Annotated in this window: 9 protein-coding genes and 1 tRNA gene; 4 read left to right on the forward strand and 6 right to left on the reverse strand. The window is 72.9% G+C overall.

All coding sequences use genetic code 11. From position 1 onward, the window contains the following. Positions 1–18 precede the first annotated feature (18 nt). Entirely contained in the window at positions 19–2913 is a 2895-nt protein-coding gene (locus Ari01nite_RS27150; RefSeq protein ID WP_438872231.1) for an Hsp70 family protein, read from the forward strand. A 49-nt stretch (positions 2914–2962) separates the two neighbouring features. Here Ari01nite_RS27150 and Ari01nite_RS27155 read toward each other — a convergent pair whose 3' ends face one another. After that, a complete protein-coding gene (locus tag Ari01nite_RS27155; protein WP_203785008.1) occupies positions 2963–4048 on the reverse strand; it encodes an ABC transporter ATP-binding protein in 1086 nt (361 codons plus the stop codon). Between the two features lie 135 nt (positions 4049–4183). Here Ari01nite_RS27155 and Ari01nite_RS27160 point away from each other — a divergent pair. The 3 genes from Ari01nite_RS27160 (at position 4184) to Ari01nite_RS27170 (ending at position 6753) form a co-directional block, all read left to right on the forward strand. After that, positions 4184–4260 (forward strand) — tRNA-Thr (locus Ari01nite_RS27160). A 69-nt stretch (positions 4261–4329) separates the two neighbouring features. Further along, a complete protein-coding gene (locus tag Ari01nite_RS27165; protein ID WP_203785009.1) occupies positions 4330–5610 on the forward strand; it encodes a S1 family peptidase in 1281 nt (426 codons plus the stop codon). An 18-nt stretch (positions 5611–5628) separates the two neighbouring features. Beyond that, on the forward strand, positions 5629–6753 hold the full coding sequence (locus tag Ari01nite_RS27170; protein WP_203785010.1) for an outer membrane protein assembly factor BamB family protein: 1125 nt from the start codon (positions 5629–5631) through the stop codon (positions 6751–6753). A gap of 17 nt (positions 6754–6770) precedes the next feature. On the opposite strand, the gene rlmB is transcribed toward Ari01nite_RS27170, so the two are convergent. The 5 genes from rlmB to Ari01nite_RS27195 are packed head-to-tail and all read right to left on the reverse strand — an operon-like array spanning position 6771 to position 16641. Further along, complete coding sequence (rlmB, locus tag Ari01nite_RS27175; RefSeq protein ID WP_203785011.1) at positions 6771–7886, reverse strand: 23S rRNA (guanosine(2251)-2'-O)-methyltransferase RlmB; 1116 nt, start codon at positions 7884–7886, stop codon at positions 6771–6773. Next, on the reverse strand, positions 7886–9301 hold the full coding sequence (gene cysS, locus Ari01nite_RS27180) for a cysteine--tRNA ligase (protein ID WP_203785012.1): 1416 nt from the start codon (positions 9299–9301) through the stop codon (positions 7886–7888). Before cysS ends, rlmB begins: the two co-directional genes overlap by 1 nt. A gap of 22 nt (positions 9302–9323) precedes the next feature. Next, positions 9324–10679, reverse strand: coding sequence for a class II fumarate hydratase (locus Ari01nite_RS27185; protein WP_239163082.1), 1356 nt, complete (start codon positions 10677–10679; stop codon positions 9324–9326). A gap of 38 nt (positions 10680–10717) precedes the next feature. Beyond that, entirely contained in the window at positions 10718–13702 is a 2985-nt protein-coding gene (locus Ari01nite_RS27190) for an AfsR/SARP family transcriptional regulator (protein WP_239163063.1), read from the reverse strand. Continuing rightward, positions 13699–16641, reverse strand: coding sequence for an AfsR/SARP family transcriptional regulator (locus Ari01nite_RS27195; RefSeq protein WP_239163064.1), 2943 nt, complete (start codon positions 16639–16641; stop codon positions 13699–13701). The genes Ari01nite_RS27190 and Ari01nite_RS27195 overlap by 4 nt, the downstream gene beginning before the upstream one ends. Positions 16642–16975 lie beyond the last annotated feature (334 nt).

Consider the following 16975-nt stretch of genomic DNA (forward strand, 5'->3'; position numbering starts at 1 on the left):
GGTCGTAGCATGGCCGGTGTGACGGAGATCGAGGGCTTCCTGCTCGGCGTCGACCTGGGCACTTCGCACACGGTCGCGATGCTTCGTCACCCCGACGGACGCACCCGCCCGCTGCTGTTCGACGGCAAGCCGCTGCTGCCGTCCGCCGTCTTCCGCGACACCGCGGGCCGCCTGCACGTGGGCGCCGACGCGCTCCGCCTGGGCCACGCCGAACCGGCCCGCATCGAGCCGCACCCCAAACGCCGCGTCGACGACGGCGAGGTGCTGCTCGGCGACGGTCCCGCGGTGCCGGTCCCCGACCTGCTGGCGGCCCTGCTCACGGCGGTCTCGCGGGAGGCCGTCGCGATCACCGGCCACCTGCCGCCCGCCGTGCTCACCCACCCCGCCGCGTGGGGCGAGCCGCGCCGAGCCGTGCTGACCGACGCCCTCGACCGAGCCGGCTGGCCGGCCGGCACCCGCCTGCTCCCCGAGCCGGTCGCCGCCGCACGCTATTTCGCCGACGTCCTGCGCCGCCCGGTGCCCGCCGGAGCCTCGCTGGCCGTCTTCGACTTCGGTGGCGGCACGCTCGACGTGGCGGTGGTGCGCAACGAGGGTCCCAGCCGGTTCACCGTCACGGCGTCCGGCGGCGCCGACGACCTGGGCGGCCTCGACCTCGACGCCGCCCTGGTCGATCACCTGGGCAAATCCCTCTCGGCGGCCGAGCCTGAGGCGTGGCGAGCGCTCACCGATCCGGTCACCCTGGCGCAGTGGCGCGCACGGCGCCAATTCTGGGAGGACGTACGCGGAGCCAAGGAGATGCTGTCCCGCAGCGCCTTCGCCCCGGTCCCGGTCCCCGGCGTCGAACACGCCGTCCACCTGACCCGCGCCGAATTGGAGGCCGCCGCCGACCCGCTGGTCCGCCGCGGCGTCGCCGAGACGGCCGCGGTGCTCGCCGCCGCCGGCCTGTCCGCGTCCGATCTGGCCGGGCTGTTCCTGGTTGGCGGCTCGTCCCGGGTGCCGCTGGTGGCCCGGCTGCTGCACAGCGAGTTGGGCATCGCCCCGACGGTGCTGGAGCAGCCCGAGTTGCCGGTGGCCGAGGGCGCGATCCTGGCCTCGGTGGGCGCGCCACCGGCCCGCTTCACCCCGGACAGCACCCCGCCGATCACCGACACCAAGGCTGACGCGGCCGCGCCACCGACCCACGACACGGCACCCGCAGCCCCAGCCCCAGCCCCGGCCCCAGCCCCGACCCCAGCCGCGCCCGCGCCGAGGGAGCCTGCCGAGCAGACCGACGAGCGGCTGCGGGCCGCGCCGGTCGACCCCTGGGCCACCGGCGAGGCGGCCGCGCTCGCGGCCGGCCACCCCTCCGCGCCCCACTCGCCCCCGCCCTACTCGACGTCCCCACAGACCTCGGCCCCGCCGCACCAGGGCACCCCGCGACCAAATTCCGCGCCGCCGCACCAAACCGCCGCGCCCTACTCCGCCCTCCCGCATCAGGCCGCGCCGCACTCTGCTCCCCATGCCGCGGGCACGCCGCCCTGGCAGCCACCCACACCCCCGGCCAGCGGCGCCCAGCCAAAGCGACCGAAACGGCGACTCGTCTACGCCGTCGTGGCGGCCGCCGTCGCCGTCCTGGTCGCCGCCGGCGGCGTCCTCACCTGGGCGTTCTGGCCGGACCACCCGGCACTGGACTACCGGCCGCTCAGCGAGCCCCAGCGCATCGCACCGACCGTCCCGGTCACCGCGGACTGGTCCGATGCGGCGATCTATGGCAGTCGCGCCTATTTCGCCAGCTCCGACACCACCAGCGGGGCCGTCGGCGTGGTGGCGATCGACTTCGACGCCACCAAGCCCGCCTGGAGCAGCAGCGCCGAGATCGGCCGGGCCCCGCGCTGGCGGTCGATGACGGCGCTGCCCGTCGGGTTGGCCCTGTTCACCGACGTCGACTCGGCGACCAGCACCCGGCGGATGGTGGTGATCGGCGCCGAGCGCGGCACCAAGCTCTGGGAACGCACGCTCGGCAGCGACGACGTGGTGCACTTCGCCGGCGGCAACGCGGTGATCGCCGACCGCGCCGGCAAGCGGCTGCTCGGGCTGCGGCTGGCCGACGGCGTCCAGCGCTGGGCGCAACCCGACCCGGCCAGCACCCTCTCGCTCGACACCAACGTGGTCGCGGTGACCACGCCCAAGGATCTGGCCGGCCCGGCCACCGTTTTCGGGCGGCCGTACGAACCCGACCTCGCCGACGATCCGCGGGTGGTGCAGATCGCGGCCGACCGGTCGGCCCGGGTCATCCACGCCGACACCGGCAAGGTGCTGACCACCCGGCAGAACGTGGCCGGGCCGCAGGACGAGGTGGTCGCACACCACGGCCGGCTCGTCGTGCTCCAGCCCGAGGATCAGCGCGTGGTCGCGTACCAACTCGAGGGTTTTGGCGAACCGAGCGTGCTCTACACACCGCAGGCGCAGAACAGCCGGATGAAAGACCTGGTGCCGTGCGGCGACGACCGGGTCTGCTTCGGTGAGGAGGTCGCTTTCGACGGCGACACCGCCGCGGTGGTGGCGCTCGACGTGGCGGAGCGCAAACGGGTCTGGCGACGTCCGCTGGCTGACGTCGACGCGCTGGTGCCGGTCGGCGAGGCGGTGCTGGCCAGCAGCACCTCCGGCGAGATGACGCTGATCGACGCGGCCGGCCGGAAGGTCTGGACGCACGCCGGCGAGGCGGCCCGGCTTGACGGCGGCAACGTGCTGGAGTTCTCCAAGCCGCTCAGCCGTTCGCCGAGCGACCACGCGGTGTCCGGCCGGCACCTGGGCGATCAGGCGGTGCCGCTCGGGTCGTTCCGGGACATCCGGACGGACACCTGCGCCTGGAACACCGAGCGCCTGGCCTGCGTGGCTGAGAAGGACTTCGTTCTGCAGACCTTCGCGGGGTAGGAAAAGCAGAACGGGCGGCCCGAAGGCCGCCCGTTCCGGAAGAGCTGCGTCAGATCCGCACGCCCGTGTTCGCGTTGAACGCGTGGATCGCGTTGGCCTGCGGCTTCACGTACACGGTCTCGCCCATGTGCGGCATGTGCCGGCGGTCGGTGCGGACCGTGAAGCGCTCCGAACCACCGTCCAGGGCGGCGTGGCCGTAGACGTTGGCGTCCGAGCCGAGGTCCTCGACCAGGTCGACGACGATCGGCATGCCGCCCTCGTTGGCCGAGACCAGGTCGGCCGCCTCGGGCCGGAAGCCGATGGTGACCTTGCCGCCACCGTTGGACGCGGCATGGACCTGCTCGCGGGACAGGGGGATGAGCAGCGAACCGAAGCCCGCGCCCGACTCGGTCAGCGTCACCGTCTTGATGTTCATGGCCGGGGAGCCCATGAAGCCCGCGACGAACACGTTGCCGGGGGTGTCGTACAGCGCCCGCGGGGTGTCCACCTGCTGGAGCACGCCGTCCAGCATGACCGCCACCCGGTGGCCCATGGTCATGGCCTCGACCTGGTCGTGGGTCACGTAGACGGTGGTGACGCCGAGCTTGGCCTGGAGCGTCGCGATCTGCGAGCGGGTCTGCACGCGGAGCTTCGCGTCGAGGTTCGACAGCGGCTCGTCCATGAGGAACACCTGCGGCTCACGCACGATGGCGCGACCCATGGCGACACGCTGACGCTGGCCACCGGAGAGGGCCTTCGGCTTGCGGGAAAGGTATTCGTCGAGCTGGAGGAGCTGGGCGGCTTCCTTCACGCGGCGGTCGATCTCGGCCTTCGAGGTCTTGCGCAGCTTCAGGGCGAACGCCATGTTCTCGTACACCGACATGTGCGGGTACAGCGCGTAGTTCTGGAAGACCATCGCGATGTCGCGCGACTTCGGCGGGAGGTTGGTGACGTCCTTGCCCTGGATGAGGATGCGACCGCGGTCGACGTCCTCGAGGCCGGCGAGCATGCGCAGGCTCGTGGACTTACCGCAACCGGAGGGGCCGACCAGCACGAGGAACTCCCCGTCGCCGATCTCGAGGTTGAGCTCGTTAACCGCGGGGCGCTCAGAGCCCGGGTAGATACGAGAGGCCTTGTCATAGGTGACCGTAGCCATGGTGAACCGACTTCCTTTCCACCGGCAGGAACGTGCCGGACGATCCGAGTGGAGGAACAGCGCTGTAAACGTAAAGGTTTTTACGTGACATGCCAAGGCGGTCACTAAGTAATGGGACGTTATGCTGAGGCCCGCGCCCCTGTAGCTCAGCTGGCCAGAGCACCCGTCTTGTAAACGGGAGGTCGTCGGTTCGACCCCGACCGGGGGCTCCATCAAACTTCTACGTATCCATCCGCGCTCTCGCGGGTCCTGCTGGGAAATCACTTCCCGCGGGAGGAACCATGCATCGCAGCGCCACCACCACCGCCCTTCTGGCAATGATTCTGGCCGGGATCGGGTCAGCCGTGCCCGCGTCCGCCGCCGAGCCCGACCGGGTCGCCCCGGCCTCGTCCGGGGCCCCGGTCGCGACGCCGCAGGGCGGGACCCCATCCCAGCCCGGTGGCCGGCCGGCCGATCCGGCCGGCAACGCCACCGCGCTCGCCGCCCTCCAGCGTGACCTGGGCCTGAACGCCGAGCAGTTCAAGCAGGCACGCACCGCCGCGGCGGTTTCCGCCACCACCGACACTCAGCTGCGCGGCCGGCTCGGCGCGGCGTTCGGCGGGTCGTGGCTGGAGACGCGCACCGGCAAGCTCAGCGTCGCGGTGACCACGGCCGCCGACGCGCAGGTGGTGACCGGCGCCGGGGCGACCGCGGTTCTGGTCGCCCGCACCGAGCGGCAGCTGGACGCCGTGAAGACCGATCTGGACAAGTTGTCCCGGACCAGCCCAGCGGCACTCGCCGACGCGCACTCGTGGGGCGTCGACGTGCAGCGCAACCAGGTCGTGCTGACCGTGTCCACCGGCCGCACCGAGGCCATCCGGCCGCTGGTGCAGAAGTACGGCCAGGCCGTCGCCATCGAGGAGTCGGCGCACCGGCCGCAGCCCACCAATTTCCCGTGGCTGGACGGCGGGCTGCCGTACGACAACACCTCGGCGGGCACCGGCTGTTCGACCGGCTTCAACGTGCGCAACATCGCGGCCGGCACCGAGTATGTGCTGACCGCGGGGCACTGCGGCGACCCCGGCGACAACGTCAACGGCACCGCGGCCGTGGGCGCCGGCGGGGTGAACATCGGATCGTTCACCTCGTCCTGGTTCCCGACCTGGGACGACGCGCTGATCCAGGTCACCAACGGGGCCTGGGCGCAGGGTGCGTATATCTGGCTCTACCCCGGTTACCTGACCATCAACTCCGGCTACACCGACGGCCCGATCGGCACCCTGATCTGCAAGTCCGGCCGGACCACGCTGCTGACCTGCGGCGGCATCACCGGCAAGAACTGGACCGTCAACTACGCGGCCGGCGCGGTCTACGGCCTGACCCGTAACAACGCCTGCTACGAGCCCGGCGACTCCGGCGGCTCGAACATCAACATGTTCATCGTCACGCCGGCCCCGGAGGGTGTCAGCAGCGGCGCCTCGCTGGTCGGGGGCAACTGCCTGGCGGTGCCGGTCTCGTACTACTTCCCGGTCGCCGACTCCCTGCCGTTCTACAGCGCGGCCTATGGCGTCTCCCTGTGGTGATCCGTCGTTGATCAAACCATGAAGATCAAGTTGTACGCCGCGGTCGCCGCGCTCGTTCTGATGCCGGCGACCGCGGCGGCGGCAGCACCGCCGTCGGAGTGGTCACAGACCGGCTACGGGCCGGGCAACACCTACTACAACCCGGACGAGTCCCGGCTGAACGCCCAGACCGTGGGCGGTGTCCGGCAGCGCTGGACCCTGGCCACCCACTCGACGTCGCTGTGCGAGGTCGGCGTCGCGCCGGTGGTGTCCGGCGGCCGGCTGTTCACCAGCGATCCGGGCGGCATCGGCGGCTACGACCCGGCCACCGGCGCCCGGAAATGGCACGTCGACCTGCCCCGCACCAGCGTCCGACGGCTCGCGGTCGCGGACGGCAAACTGCTGATGCTGTCCTCGACGTGCAACGTGGGGAGCATGTTCGAGAGCTTCCTGACCGCGTACGATCCCGGCGACGGCGCGCGGCTCTGGAGCCGAGGGCTGGCCAAGTTCAGCTACGACATGCGCGTCGACCGTGGTGTGGTGGCGCTGGACAGCAACCAGGACGGGCTCGCCTCGACCATCGCCTACCGGGTCACCGACGGCCTGCGTCTGTGGTTGCGGAAGGGCGACCGCGGCGACGGCCTGGTCTCGGCCGGCGGGCGGCTGCTGCTGCGCCGCGCCAACGGCGGCGCCGTCGCGGTGTCCATCGCCGACGGCCGGGTGCTCTGGCAGACGAAACGCAACTGGTACGCGGCCGGCAGCAGCCCGGACGGCAGCCGCTTCTATCTCGCCGGAAACGGCCTGAGCGCGGTCGACGCCGCCACCGGCCGGGTGTTCTGGACCGCGAACTGGACCACCGGCGACGTCACCGCCGACCGCCGGCACCTGTATTTCATCCGGGAGCGCAGCGTCGAGTGCCTGGACGCGGCCACCGGACGCAAGCTCTGGTCGATCCACCTGCCCCGGGCCGGCGGCCGGCCGGTACGCGCGGGCGGCCTGCTCTACACCCCCAACGGCACCGGCTCACCGCTGTCGATCGCCGACGCGGCCACCGGCAAGCCCCGACCGGCGACCGCGATCCGCAGTTACCAGGACCACCCGCCGGTGGTGGCGGGTGGCCGGTTGTTCGTCACCGACGGCAGCGAACTGCGCGCGTACTACTGAGTCCTGCTACTGAGTCGTCAGCCGTGGACCCGGCGGCGGGCCACCTCGGCCAGCGTCACGGCGGCCGCCACGCTCGCGTTCAGCGACTCCACCTCGGACGCCATCGGGATGCTGACCCGCAGGTCACAGGTCTCACCGACCAGGCGGGACAGGCCCCGGCCCTCGGAGCCGACCACCACGAGCAGCGGCCCGACCGCGGCCTCCAGCTGGTAGAGGCCGGTTTCGCCGTCGGCGTCCAGGCCGATCGCGGTGAAGCCGGCCTTCTGCGCCGCCTTGACCGCGCGGGTCAGGTTGACCACCTGGGAGACCGGGACCCGGGCGGCCGCGCCGGCACTGGTGCGCCAGGCGGTCGCCGTGATGCCGGCCGCTCGCCGCTCGGTCATGAACACGCCGTGCCCGCCGAACGCGGCCACCGACCGGATCACCGCACCCACGTTGCGCGGGTCGGTCACTCCGTCCAGGGCCACCAGCAGCGGCGCGGTCTGCTCAAGCGCCGCGGCCAGCAGGTCGTCGTAGTTCTCGTACGCGAACGGCGGCACCTGCAGGCCGATGCCCTGGTGCAGCACGCCGCCGGTCATCCGGTCGAGCTCGTTGCGGCTGATCTCCAGGATCGGGATGCCGCGGTCGCCGGCGGTCCGGGCGGCCTCGGCCACCCGGTCGTCGATGTCGATGCCCAGGGCCACGTACAGTGCGGTGGCCGGCACCGCGGCGCGCAGCGCCTCGACCACCGGGTTGCGGCCGAGCAGCAGCTCGGGGCCCTCCTTGGTGGGGTTGGACCGGCGGCCCGGCGCGACCCGTGGGCCGCTGCGCACACCGGCGCGCGGATTGCGCTGCGGCATCGGCCGGCCGGTGTCTCGGCCGCCCCGGCCCCAGGTGGTGTCCTTGGTGCCCGGGAGGCCGACCTTGGGCGCGCGGCCCTCGGCGGCCGCCGCGCGGCGCTCCTTGTCCTGCTTACGGGCGGTTTTCTCGGGCAGTTTCTCGGTGCCCGAGTAACCCTTGTGCCACGGTCGCTCGTCGGCCGGCAGGGTCTTGCCCCGGCCCTTGAGACCGCTCCGGTTCTTGCCTCCGGAGCCCGCGACCGCGCCCTTCTTGGACACGACCCGCTTGCTCGCGTTGCGGGAATTACCCGGCATCAGTGCTCTCCTACGGTCCAGCGCGGCCCGGCCGGAGTGTCCTCCACCTGAATTCCCGCGTTCTTGAGCTGGTCGCGCACCGAGTCGGCGGCGGACCAGTCCTTACGTGCCCGGGCCTGCGCGCGCTGCTCCAGCGCGAGCTTGACCAGGGCGTCAACCACCGGCTTGAGGTCGCTCCCGACGGTGGCGCCGCCGGTCCACGCCTCGTCGAGCGGGTCGAGGCCGAGCACGCCGAGCATTGCGCGGACCGCGGTGAGCGCGCCGCGGATGCCCGCCTCGTCGCCGTTCGCGAGAGCGGTGTTGCCCTCGCGGATGGTGTCGTGCACGACCGCGAGCGCGGCCGAGGTGTTGAGGTCGTCGTTCATCGCGGCGGCGAACGCCGGCGGCACGTCCTTGGGCCGGCCCGGACCGACCACCTCGGCGGCCCGGTGCACGAAGCCCTCGATCCGCCGGTAGGCCACCGCGGCCTCGCGCAGCGCATCGTCGGAGTAGTCGATCCGGGAGCGGTAGTGCGGGGTGCCGAAGTAGTACCGCAGCTCGACCAGGCGGATGCCCATGGCCTGCACCGCGGCGATGTCGATCACGTTGCCCAGCGACTTGCTCATCTTGGCCTCGCCGAGGTTGAGCAGCGCGTTGTGCACCCAGTAGCGGGCGAACGGCAGCCCGGCCGAGCGGGACTGGGCGATCTCGTTCTCGTGGTGCGGGAAGGTCAGGTCGAGACCGCCGCCGTGGATGTCGAACTCGTCGCCGAGGTAGCGCCGGGCCATCGCCGAGCACTCGATGTGCCAGCCGGGCCGGCCGCGGCCCCACGGCGACGGCCAGGAGGCGTCGGCCGGCTCGTCGGCCTTGACACCCTTCCACAGCGCGAAGTCGCGGTAGTCGTGCTTGTCGGGCTCACCGCCGTCGGTGGGCGGGCGCATGTCGTCGGGGTTCTGCCCGGACAGCGCGCCGTACTCGGAATAGGACGGAACGGCGAAGTAGACGTCGCCGTTGCCGCCGGCCGCCGGGTAGGCGTGCCCGCGCTCGATCAGCTCGCCGATCAGCTCGTGCATCTCGAGCATGTGCCCGGTGGCCAGCGGCTCGTAGGTCGGCGGCAACACGTTGAGGCCGCGGTAGTCGGCGTCCAGGACGAGCTTGTTCGCGTACGCGATCGCCCAGAACGGCCGGCCCTGCACGCACGCCTTGTCGAGGATCTTGTCGTCGACGTCGGTGACGTTACGGACGAAGGTGACCTCGTGGTTGGTGTGCAGCAGCCAGCGGCGCAGCACGTCGTAGTTGACCCCGGAGCGCAGGTGCCCGATGTGCGGCACGGACTGCACGGTGAGACCACACAGGTAGATCCCGACCTGACCGGGCGTCTTCGGGACGAAGTCCCGGACGGATCGGGTCGCGGTGTCGTACAAGCGCAGCGTCACCGCACAAGGGTACCGACTGGGGTCACGGCCGGGTCATGCGGAGGACGTCCAGCGCCTCGTCCAACTGTGCCTCGGTGAGCGTGCCGGAGGCGACGTGGCCGCGTTCGATCACCACCTCGCGGATCGACCGGCCGGAGGCCAGCGCGGCCTTGGCGATCGCGGCCGCCTCGTCATAGCCGAGGTAGCGGTTGAGCGGGGTGACGATCGACGGCGAGCCCTCCGCGTATCCCCGCGCGACCTCGACGTTCGCCTCGAGCCCGGCCACGCACCGGTCGGCCAGCATGCGGGACGAATTCCCCAGCAGCCGGATCGACTCCAGCAGGTTGCGGCCCATCACCGGAAGCATGACGTTGAGCTCGAAGTCGCCCTGGCTCCCGGCGAACGCGACGGCGGCGTCGTTGCCGATCACCTGGGCGCAGACCTGGCGGACCGCCTCGGGCACCACCGGGTTGACCTTGCCCGGCATGATCGACGAGCCCGGCTGGAGGTCGGGCAGGCGCAGTTCGCGCAGGCCGGCCCGCGGTCCCGAGCCCATCCAGCGGATGTCGTTGACGATCTTGTAGAGCCCCACCGCGATCACCCGGAGCTGGCCGGACGCCTCGACCAGCGCGTCCCGGGCACCCTGCGCCTCGAAGTGGTTGCGAGCCTCGGTCACCGGCAGGCCGGTGGTCTCCCGGAGCCGATCGATGACCGCGGCCGCGAAGCCGGGCGGGGTGTTCACCCCGGTGCCGACCGCGGTGCCGCCGAGCGGCAACTCGGCCAGCCGGGGCAGGGTCGCCTCGAGCCGCTCGATGCCGTTGGCCACCTGTTGTGCGTACCCGGAGAACTCCTGGCCCAGCGTGACCGGGGTGGCGTCCATCAGGTGGGTCCGGCCGCTCTTGACCACTTCGGCCCACTCGCCGGCCTTGGCGGACAGCGCCGCGGACAGGTGCTCGAGCGCCGGGATCAGCTGCTCGGCGACCGCCTCGGTGGCGGCCAGGTGGATCGAGGACGGGAAGACGTCGTTACTGGACTGCGACGCGTTGACGTGGTCGTTCGGGTGCACCTCGCGACCCAGCTCGCGGGCGGCCAGGGTGGCGATGACCTCGTTGGCGTTCATGTTCGAGGAGGTGCCCGAGCCGGTCTGGAAGACGTCGATCGGGAACTGGTCGTCATAACCCCCGGCGGCCACGTGCGCCGCTGCCGTCGCTATCGCTTCGGCGAGATCCTTTTCCAGTACGCCGAGACTCGCGTTCACCTGTGCGGCGGCGCCCTTGATCCGGGCCAGCGCCGCGACGTGGGCCGGTTCCAGCCCCCGCCCCGAGATCGGGAAGTTCTCCACCGCCCGCTGGGTCTGCGCCCGCCAGAGGGCGTCGGCCGGCACCCGCACCTCGCCCATCGTGTCTTTCTCTACCCGGTAGCCACTCTGCTCGGTAGTCACCGCACCATCGTCTCTCGGCCGGCCCCGGGCCGCAGTTGATCCTCGCCACCCCAGCGGGCCAGCCGGCGCTCCACCGCGAACCGCTCCGGCACATTCATCGCCCGGTACGCGGCCAGCGCCGCGGTCCACGAGCGGCGGGCCCGGTCCGGGTCGGTGCCGGCCAGGCTCTCGGCGATCTCCGCCTCGGCGCGCGCCGTCTCGTAGCCCAGCCGCGCGGTCCGGGCCAGGTCGAGCACCTCCCGGCACAGCTCACGCGACCGGGCCAGGTCGCCGGCCGCGCGGCAGGTCCGCGCGTACTCGGTCAGGAATTCGGCCTCGTGCCGCCGGTCGCCGGTCTGCCGGGCGATCTCCACCGCGGCCCGGTGCTCGACGCCGGCCTCGGCGAACCGGCCCTCGCTGCGCAACAGCTGGGCCAGCTCGCTGTGCGTCTCGCCCTCGATCGGCAGCACCCGCAGGCGCTGCGCCCGCCGCAGCACCACCTCGAACCGGCGGCGCAGCGTCGCCACCGGCAGGCTGCCCTGCCAGCGCCGGATCCGGTACGCCTGAATCAGCGAGTCGAGCACCACCGACTCGTCGTTCTGGTCGATCCCGCTCATCAGCAGCAACCGGGCGAAGTACAGCGCCTCAGCGTGCCGGCCCAGCCGGGCGCAGCCGACGCACAGGTATTTGAGGGCCGCCAGGTCACGGGTCCGGTCCCGGGCGAGGGCCGCCACCCGGCGCGCCTCCAGCGACTGCTCGACCGCCTCGGCGAACCGGCCCATCGACTCGTAGACCGCGGCCAGGTTGCCCATCGCGCTGGCCACCGCGCTCTGCTGGCCCAGTTCGGCGCGCAGCCGGATGGCGAGCTGGAGCAACTCGGTGGCCCGGCCCGGCTCACCCACCCGGGTGTAGCCGGAGGCCAGGTAGTTGGCCACGGTGGCCAGCCCGGCCCGGTCGCCGCTCGCCTCGACCAGCGGCATCGCCCGGTCGAACAGGGCCGCCACCTCGAGGCCGAAGCCGCGGGTGAACAGGTACCACCAGGCCACCCGCGGAATCCACCAGGCGTACTCCGGGTGTCCGGCCGCGGCCGCGACCCCGACCAGAGCGGGCAGGTTGGGCCGTTCCCGCTCGAACCGGGCCGCCGGGTCGGTGATCTCGGCCAGCAGGTCGGGCCGTCGCGCCTGCGGCCCGCCGAGGTCCCGGTCGGACAGTTCGCGGAACGCGGCCGGCATGGTCGCCGCGGCCGCGTGCAGCTGGAAGTCCAGCACCCCGGTCAGCGCCTCGCGGCGTTCGGCGTCCGGCACGTCGGCGGCCAGCGCGGCGGCGAACTCGCGTAGCAGGTCGTGCAGGTGGTGGACGTCCGGCTCGGGCTCCTCGAGCAGGTGCACGTCGATCAGGTCGTCCAGCGCGTCCCGGGCGTCGGTCAGCGGCAGGCCGGTCAGCGCCGCCGCGGCCAGCGCGTCCAAACTGCCGCCCGGATAGAGGCCCAGCAGCCGGAACACCCGCTTGGCGTTCTCCGGCAGGTGGCCGTAAGAGAGGGTGAACGCGTCCGCGACCGAGCGGTCCTCGGCGGCCAGTTCCGGCAGCGCCGACGCGCCCAGCCGGCGGACCAGGTCGGACACCCGCCACCGGGGGCGGTGCGCCAGCCGGGCACCGGCCAGCCGCAGCGCCAGCGGCAGGCCACCGCAGCGCCGGACCACCTCGGCGGCGGCCTCCGGTTCGGCCAGCACCCGCTCGCCGGCGATCCGGGCCAGCATGGTGGCGGCCTCGGCGGGCGTCAGCACCGGCAGCGACACCGGGTGCACGCCGTCCAGGCCGACCAGCCGGCGCCGGCTGGTGACCAGGGCGAGCGCGCCCGGCGAGGTAGGCAACAGATCGGTGAGCTGGGCACTTGTGTAGGCGTTGTCGAAAACCACCAGCACCCGGCGCCGGGCCACCTCGCTGCGCCACAGGGCCACCCGGTCGCGCGGTTCCATCGGCACCGCATCCGGGCTGACGCCGAGCTGCCGCAGCAGGCTCAGCACCGCGGCGGCCGGGTCCAGCGGCTGCTTGTCGCTGTGCCCGTACAGGTCGACGAACAGGTGCGCGTCCGGGTAGCGGTCGCCGAGCAGCGAGGCGACGTGCAGGGCCACCGTGGTCTTGCCGCTGCCGGCCATCCCCTCGATCGCCAGCACCACCGGGCCGGTCGGTTCGGCATCCTCGACGGTGCGCACCAGGCGGTCCAACACGGCCTGGCGGCCGGTGAAGTCGCCGACCGTACGCGGCAGGCAGCGCACCCGGGCCGGCGTCGGCAACTCGGCGCCCGGCAGCTGCCCCACCAGGATCTGCTGATGCAGGTCGCGCAGCTCGCGTCCCGGGTCGACGCCCAGCTCGTCACGCAGCGCGTCGCGGGCCCGGCGGAACTCGGCGAGCGCGTCGGCCTGCCGGCCGGCCCGGAACAGGGCCACCATCAGCTGACCGCGCAGCCGCTCCCGCAGCGGGAACCGCTCGACCAGCCCGGCCAGCTCGCTGAGCAGGTCGGGTTCGGCGCCGGTGGCCAGTTCGAGCTCGGCCCACTCCTCGGTCACGGTCATCCGGCGCTCGTCCCACACGGCCGCGTGCCGGCGCACCGCGGCGCTGTCGATTTCGGCCAGTGCCGGTCCCCGCCACAGGTCGAGGGCCTGCCGGAACAGCGCCGGGTCGCGCCGCTCGCGGGCCTCGGCGACCAACCGGGCAAAGACCTCGGCGTCCAGTTCCTCGGGATGCGCGGCGAACCGGTAGCCGGCCGGCGAGGTGCCGATCGCGTCCGGCGGCAACACCCGCCGCAACCGGGACACGCAGGTCTGCAACTGGCCGCGGGCGGTTGACGGTGGACCGTCGCCCCAGACCGCGTCGATCAACTCGCCGGCGGTCAGCACCCGATCGGCGTGCAACAGCAGCATCGCCAGCACCACCCGGTCCCGGCCCGCGGTCACCGCGTCGCCGGCCACCGCGAGCGGGCCCAGCACCCCGTACCGGATCATCGACCACCCACCGCAACGGGATCACCCAGCCGGCGCTCCGCCTCGGCCCGCTCGGGCACCTGGAGGCGCTCGAAGATGTCCCGGGCCTCGCGCCAGTTAGCGGCGGCGCCCGCCGGATCGTCCGCCGCCAGGCAGTCACCGAGGCCGAGCAGCGCGCGGCCCTGCTCGATCGGCTGCGGCACCGCGGCCGCCCGGTCGAACGCCCGCCGGTGCAGCTCGGCGGCGCCGGCCGGGTCGCCGGACTCGCGGGTGATCCGGCCCATCAGGTTGAGAATCCACGGCACCAGGCGACGGTCGCCCATGTCCCGGAACAGGGCGAACGAGCGGCGCAGCTCGGCCATCGCCTCGCCGGAGCGGCCCTGGTCGAGCAGCACGACGGCGAGCTCACTGGTCACATCGGACACCAGCGCACGGTAGGGCAGCCGGATGCCCCAGCGCAGCAGGGTGCGGTAGTTGCGTTCGGCCACCGCCGGGGCGATCCGGCCGGCCCGCTGCCGGATCACGGTGAGGTGCATGAGCGAGTGCAGGACGGCGTTGCGGTCGCCGGTCAGCGCGGACAGCAGGAACCGGCGCCGCTGCATCCGCAACGCGTAGTCGTACCGGCCCAGGGCGGCCAGCGAATAGGACAGTGCGTCCAGGCAGAGCCCCGGGCTGACGCCCTCGTCCTGGTTGGCCAGCACCACCAGGGCCCGCTCGCACAGCTCCACCGACTCGGTGAGCCGGCCGACCTGGTAGAAGACGATGGCCAGGTTGCACATCGCGTTGGCCGCGCTGATCGGGTCGCCGACCTCGTGCAGCAGCCGGATGCTGCGTTCCAGCAGCGGCCGCGCGGCCTGATAGCGGGTGTGCCGGTAGTGCGCCGAGGCCAGATAGTTGGCCACCACCCCCTCGGCCCGCCGGTCGCCGGTCTGCCGGGTCGCCAGCAGCGCCCGGGCCAGCAGCGTCTCGATGTCGTCGGTGTAGCCGCGCGACCAGAGGAAGTGCCAGGCCGCGCGGGGCAGCATCCAGCCGTAGTCGGGCCGGTCGGCCGCGAACGCCGCGTCCACGTAACCGGCCAGCGCCGGGCGTTCCCGCTCCAGCCGCTCGTCCGGTCCGGTCAGCGCCGCCAGCAGATCGGGACGCAGCGGCTCGGGCCGGCCCAGGTCGCGGATCAGCGCGCTGCGCCGGGCGTTGACGCTGGTCGCCACGGCCGCGTGCAGGGCCAGGTCGAGCGCCCGGACCAGCCCCGCCGTCCGCTCGGCCTCGGGCAGTTCGGCGGCCAGCGCGGTCGCGTATTCGCGCAGCAGATCGTGAAATCTGAAGACGCCGGGCGCCGGCTCCTCAAGAAGGTGTACGTCGACCAGGTCGTCGATCAGATCCTCGGCGTCGGCGGTGGACAGGTCGTCGATCGCGGCCACCGCGAGCACGTCGAACCGGGGCGCCGGATGCAGGCCGAGCAGCCGGAACAGCCGCTGCGCCGGAGCCGCGAGCTGGCCGTAGGACAGGGCGAACGCGCCGGCCACGGTCCGGTCCTCGGCGGCCAGTTCGGGCAGTGCCGAGGTGCCGATCCGGCGTACCAGGTCGGCCACCTGCCAGCGCGGCCGGTGCGCGAGCCGGGCGCCGGCCAGCCGCAGCGCCAGCGGCAGCCCGCCGCACCGCTGCACCACCTCGGCGGCGGCCTCCGGTTCCAGGCCGACCCGCTCGCCGGCGATCCGGGCCAGCATGGCGAGCGCCTCGTCCTCGGTGAACACCGACAGCGACTCGTTGTGCACCGAGTCCAGACCGGACAACCGGCGGCGGCTGGTGACCAGCGCGAGACTGCCCGGCGCGGCCGGCAGCAGCTCGGCGATCTGCCGGGTGGAGGCGGCGTTGTCCAGCACCGCGAGCACCCGGCGCCGGGCCAGTTCGTTGCGCCACAGGTCGATCCGCTCGTCCAAGGCCGGCGGCACTCGGTCGGCGTCGATGCCCAGCTGGCGCAGCAGCAGCAGGAGTGCGACCGCCGGGTCCAGCGGTTCGCGGTCGCTGTGCCCGTGCAGGTCGACGAACAGGTGCGCGTCCGGGAACTGGTCGCCGACCAGCGACGCCACGTGCAGGGCCAGGGTCGTCTTGCCGCTGCCGGCCATCCCGTCGATCACCGCGAGGGCCGGCTCGTGCGGGCCGGCCGCCTCGACCACGCCGAGCAGCCGGCGCACCGCCGCTTCGCGTCCGGTGAAGTCGCCGACCGTACGCGGCAGGCAGCGGATCATTTCCGCCCGTTCCTCCGGCGGCTCGCCGGCCAGGATCTGCTTGTGCAGCTCGCGCAGTGCCCGGCCCGGCTCGATGCCCAGTTCCTCGCGCAGCGCGGCGCGGGCCCGCCGGTATTCGGCGAGCGCGTCGGCCTGCCGCCCGGCCCGGGCCAGCGCCACCATCAGCTGCCCGCGCAGCCGTTCCCGCAGCGGGAACTGCTCGACCAGTCCGGACAACTCGCCGACCAGGTCGCGGTCGTGTCCCGCGGAGAGCGCCAGGTCGACCCAGTCCTCGATGGCCACCGCGCGCTGCTCGTCCAGCACCGCGGCGGCCCGCCGCACCGCCTGGCTGTCGATCTCGACGAGGGCCGGCGCCCGCCAGAGCTCCAGCGCCCGCCGGTAGAGATCCGGGTCGCGCCGCTCGCGGGCCTGCGCCACCAGCCGCCCGAAGACCGCAGCGTCCAATTCGTCCGGTGCCAGCGCGAACCGGTAGCCGGCCGGGTCGGTGCTGATCACGCCCGACGGCAACGCCCGCCGCAGCCGGGACACGCAGGTCTGCAACTGGCCGCGCGCGGTGGACGGCGGCTGCTCGTCCCAGACCGCGTCGATCAGTTCGGCGGCGGTGAGCACCCGGTCCGGGTGCAGCAGCATCATGGCCAGCACGATGCGATCCCGCCCCGCGGTGATCGGATCACCGGCGACCGCGAGCGGACCGAGCACGCTATATCTGATCACCCATCACACCCCGTGGTGATCGCTGGTGACTGACAGTGGCCGTGAGACGCGTCGCGCTTGCGCCACCCCGACCCTGTTCCGGTCGGAGAAGCGTAACCGAGATCGGTGAGAGCGGATCGACAGCGATCCGAGAGCGTGGCCGGGCAAGCTGTACTTGCGTCGCTCCACCGCGGATGTTCCCAAGGCATCGCCCCAGCGCGGTGGGGCGCCGCATTGTGTTTCACGGGGGACTGAGAGCCCGCCCGGCCACCGGCTCGGGCGGGCTGTTCGTATCACGATGATCACTCTCGGTTGGACGAGCGGCGCGGCGGAACGTAACCTCGGCAAGGTTTGC

This window comes from Paractinoplanes rishiriensis (assembly GCF_016862375.1).
Lineage (GTDB): Bacteria > Actinomycetota > Actinomycetes > Mycobacteriales > Micromonosporaceae > Actinoplanes > Actinoplanes rishiriensis.

Bases quoted from the DNA above. Each gene is read 5' to 3' on its own strand.
- Ari01nite_RS27170 (WP_203785010.1), top strand. From the start codon at position 5,629: ATGAAGATCAAGTTGTACGCCGCGGTCGCCGCGCTCGTTCTGATGCCG.
- Ari01nite_RS27185 (WP_239163082.1), bottom strand. From the start codon at position 10,679: ATGGGCGAGGTGCGGGTGCCGGCCGACGCCCTCTGGCGGGCGCAGACC.
- Ari01nite_RS27190 (WP_239163063.1), bottom strand. From the start codon at position 13,702: ATGATCCGGTACGGGGTGCTGGGCCCGCTCGCGGTGGCCGGCGACGCG.
- rlmB (WP_203785011.1), bottom strand. From the start codon at position 7,886: ATGCCGGGTAATTCCCGCAACGCGAGCAAGCGGGTCGTGTCCAAGAAG.
- Ari01nite_RS27165 (WP_203785009.1), top strand. From the start codon at position 4,330: ATGCATCGCAGCGCCACCACCACCGCCCTTCTGGCAATGATTCTGGCC.
- Ari01nite_RS27155 (WP_203785008.1), bottom strand. From the start codon at position 4,048: ATGGCTACGGTCACCTATGACAAGGCCTCTCGTATCTACCCGGGCTCT.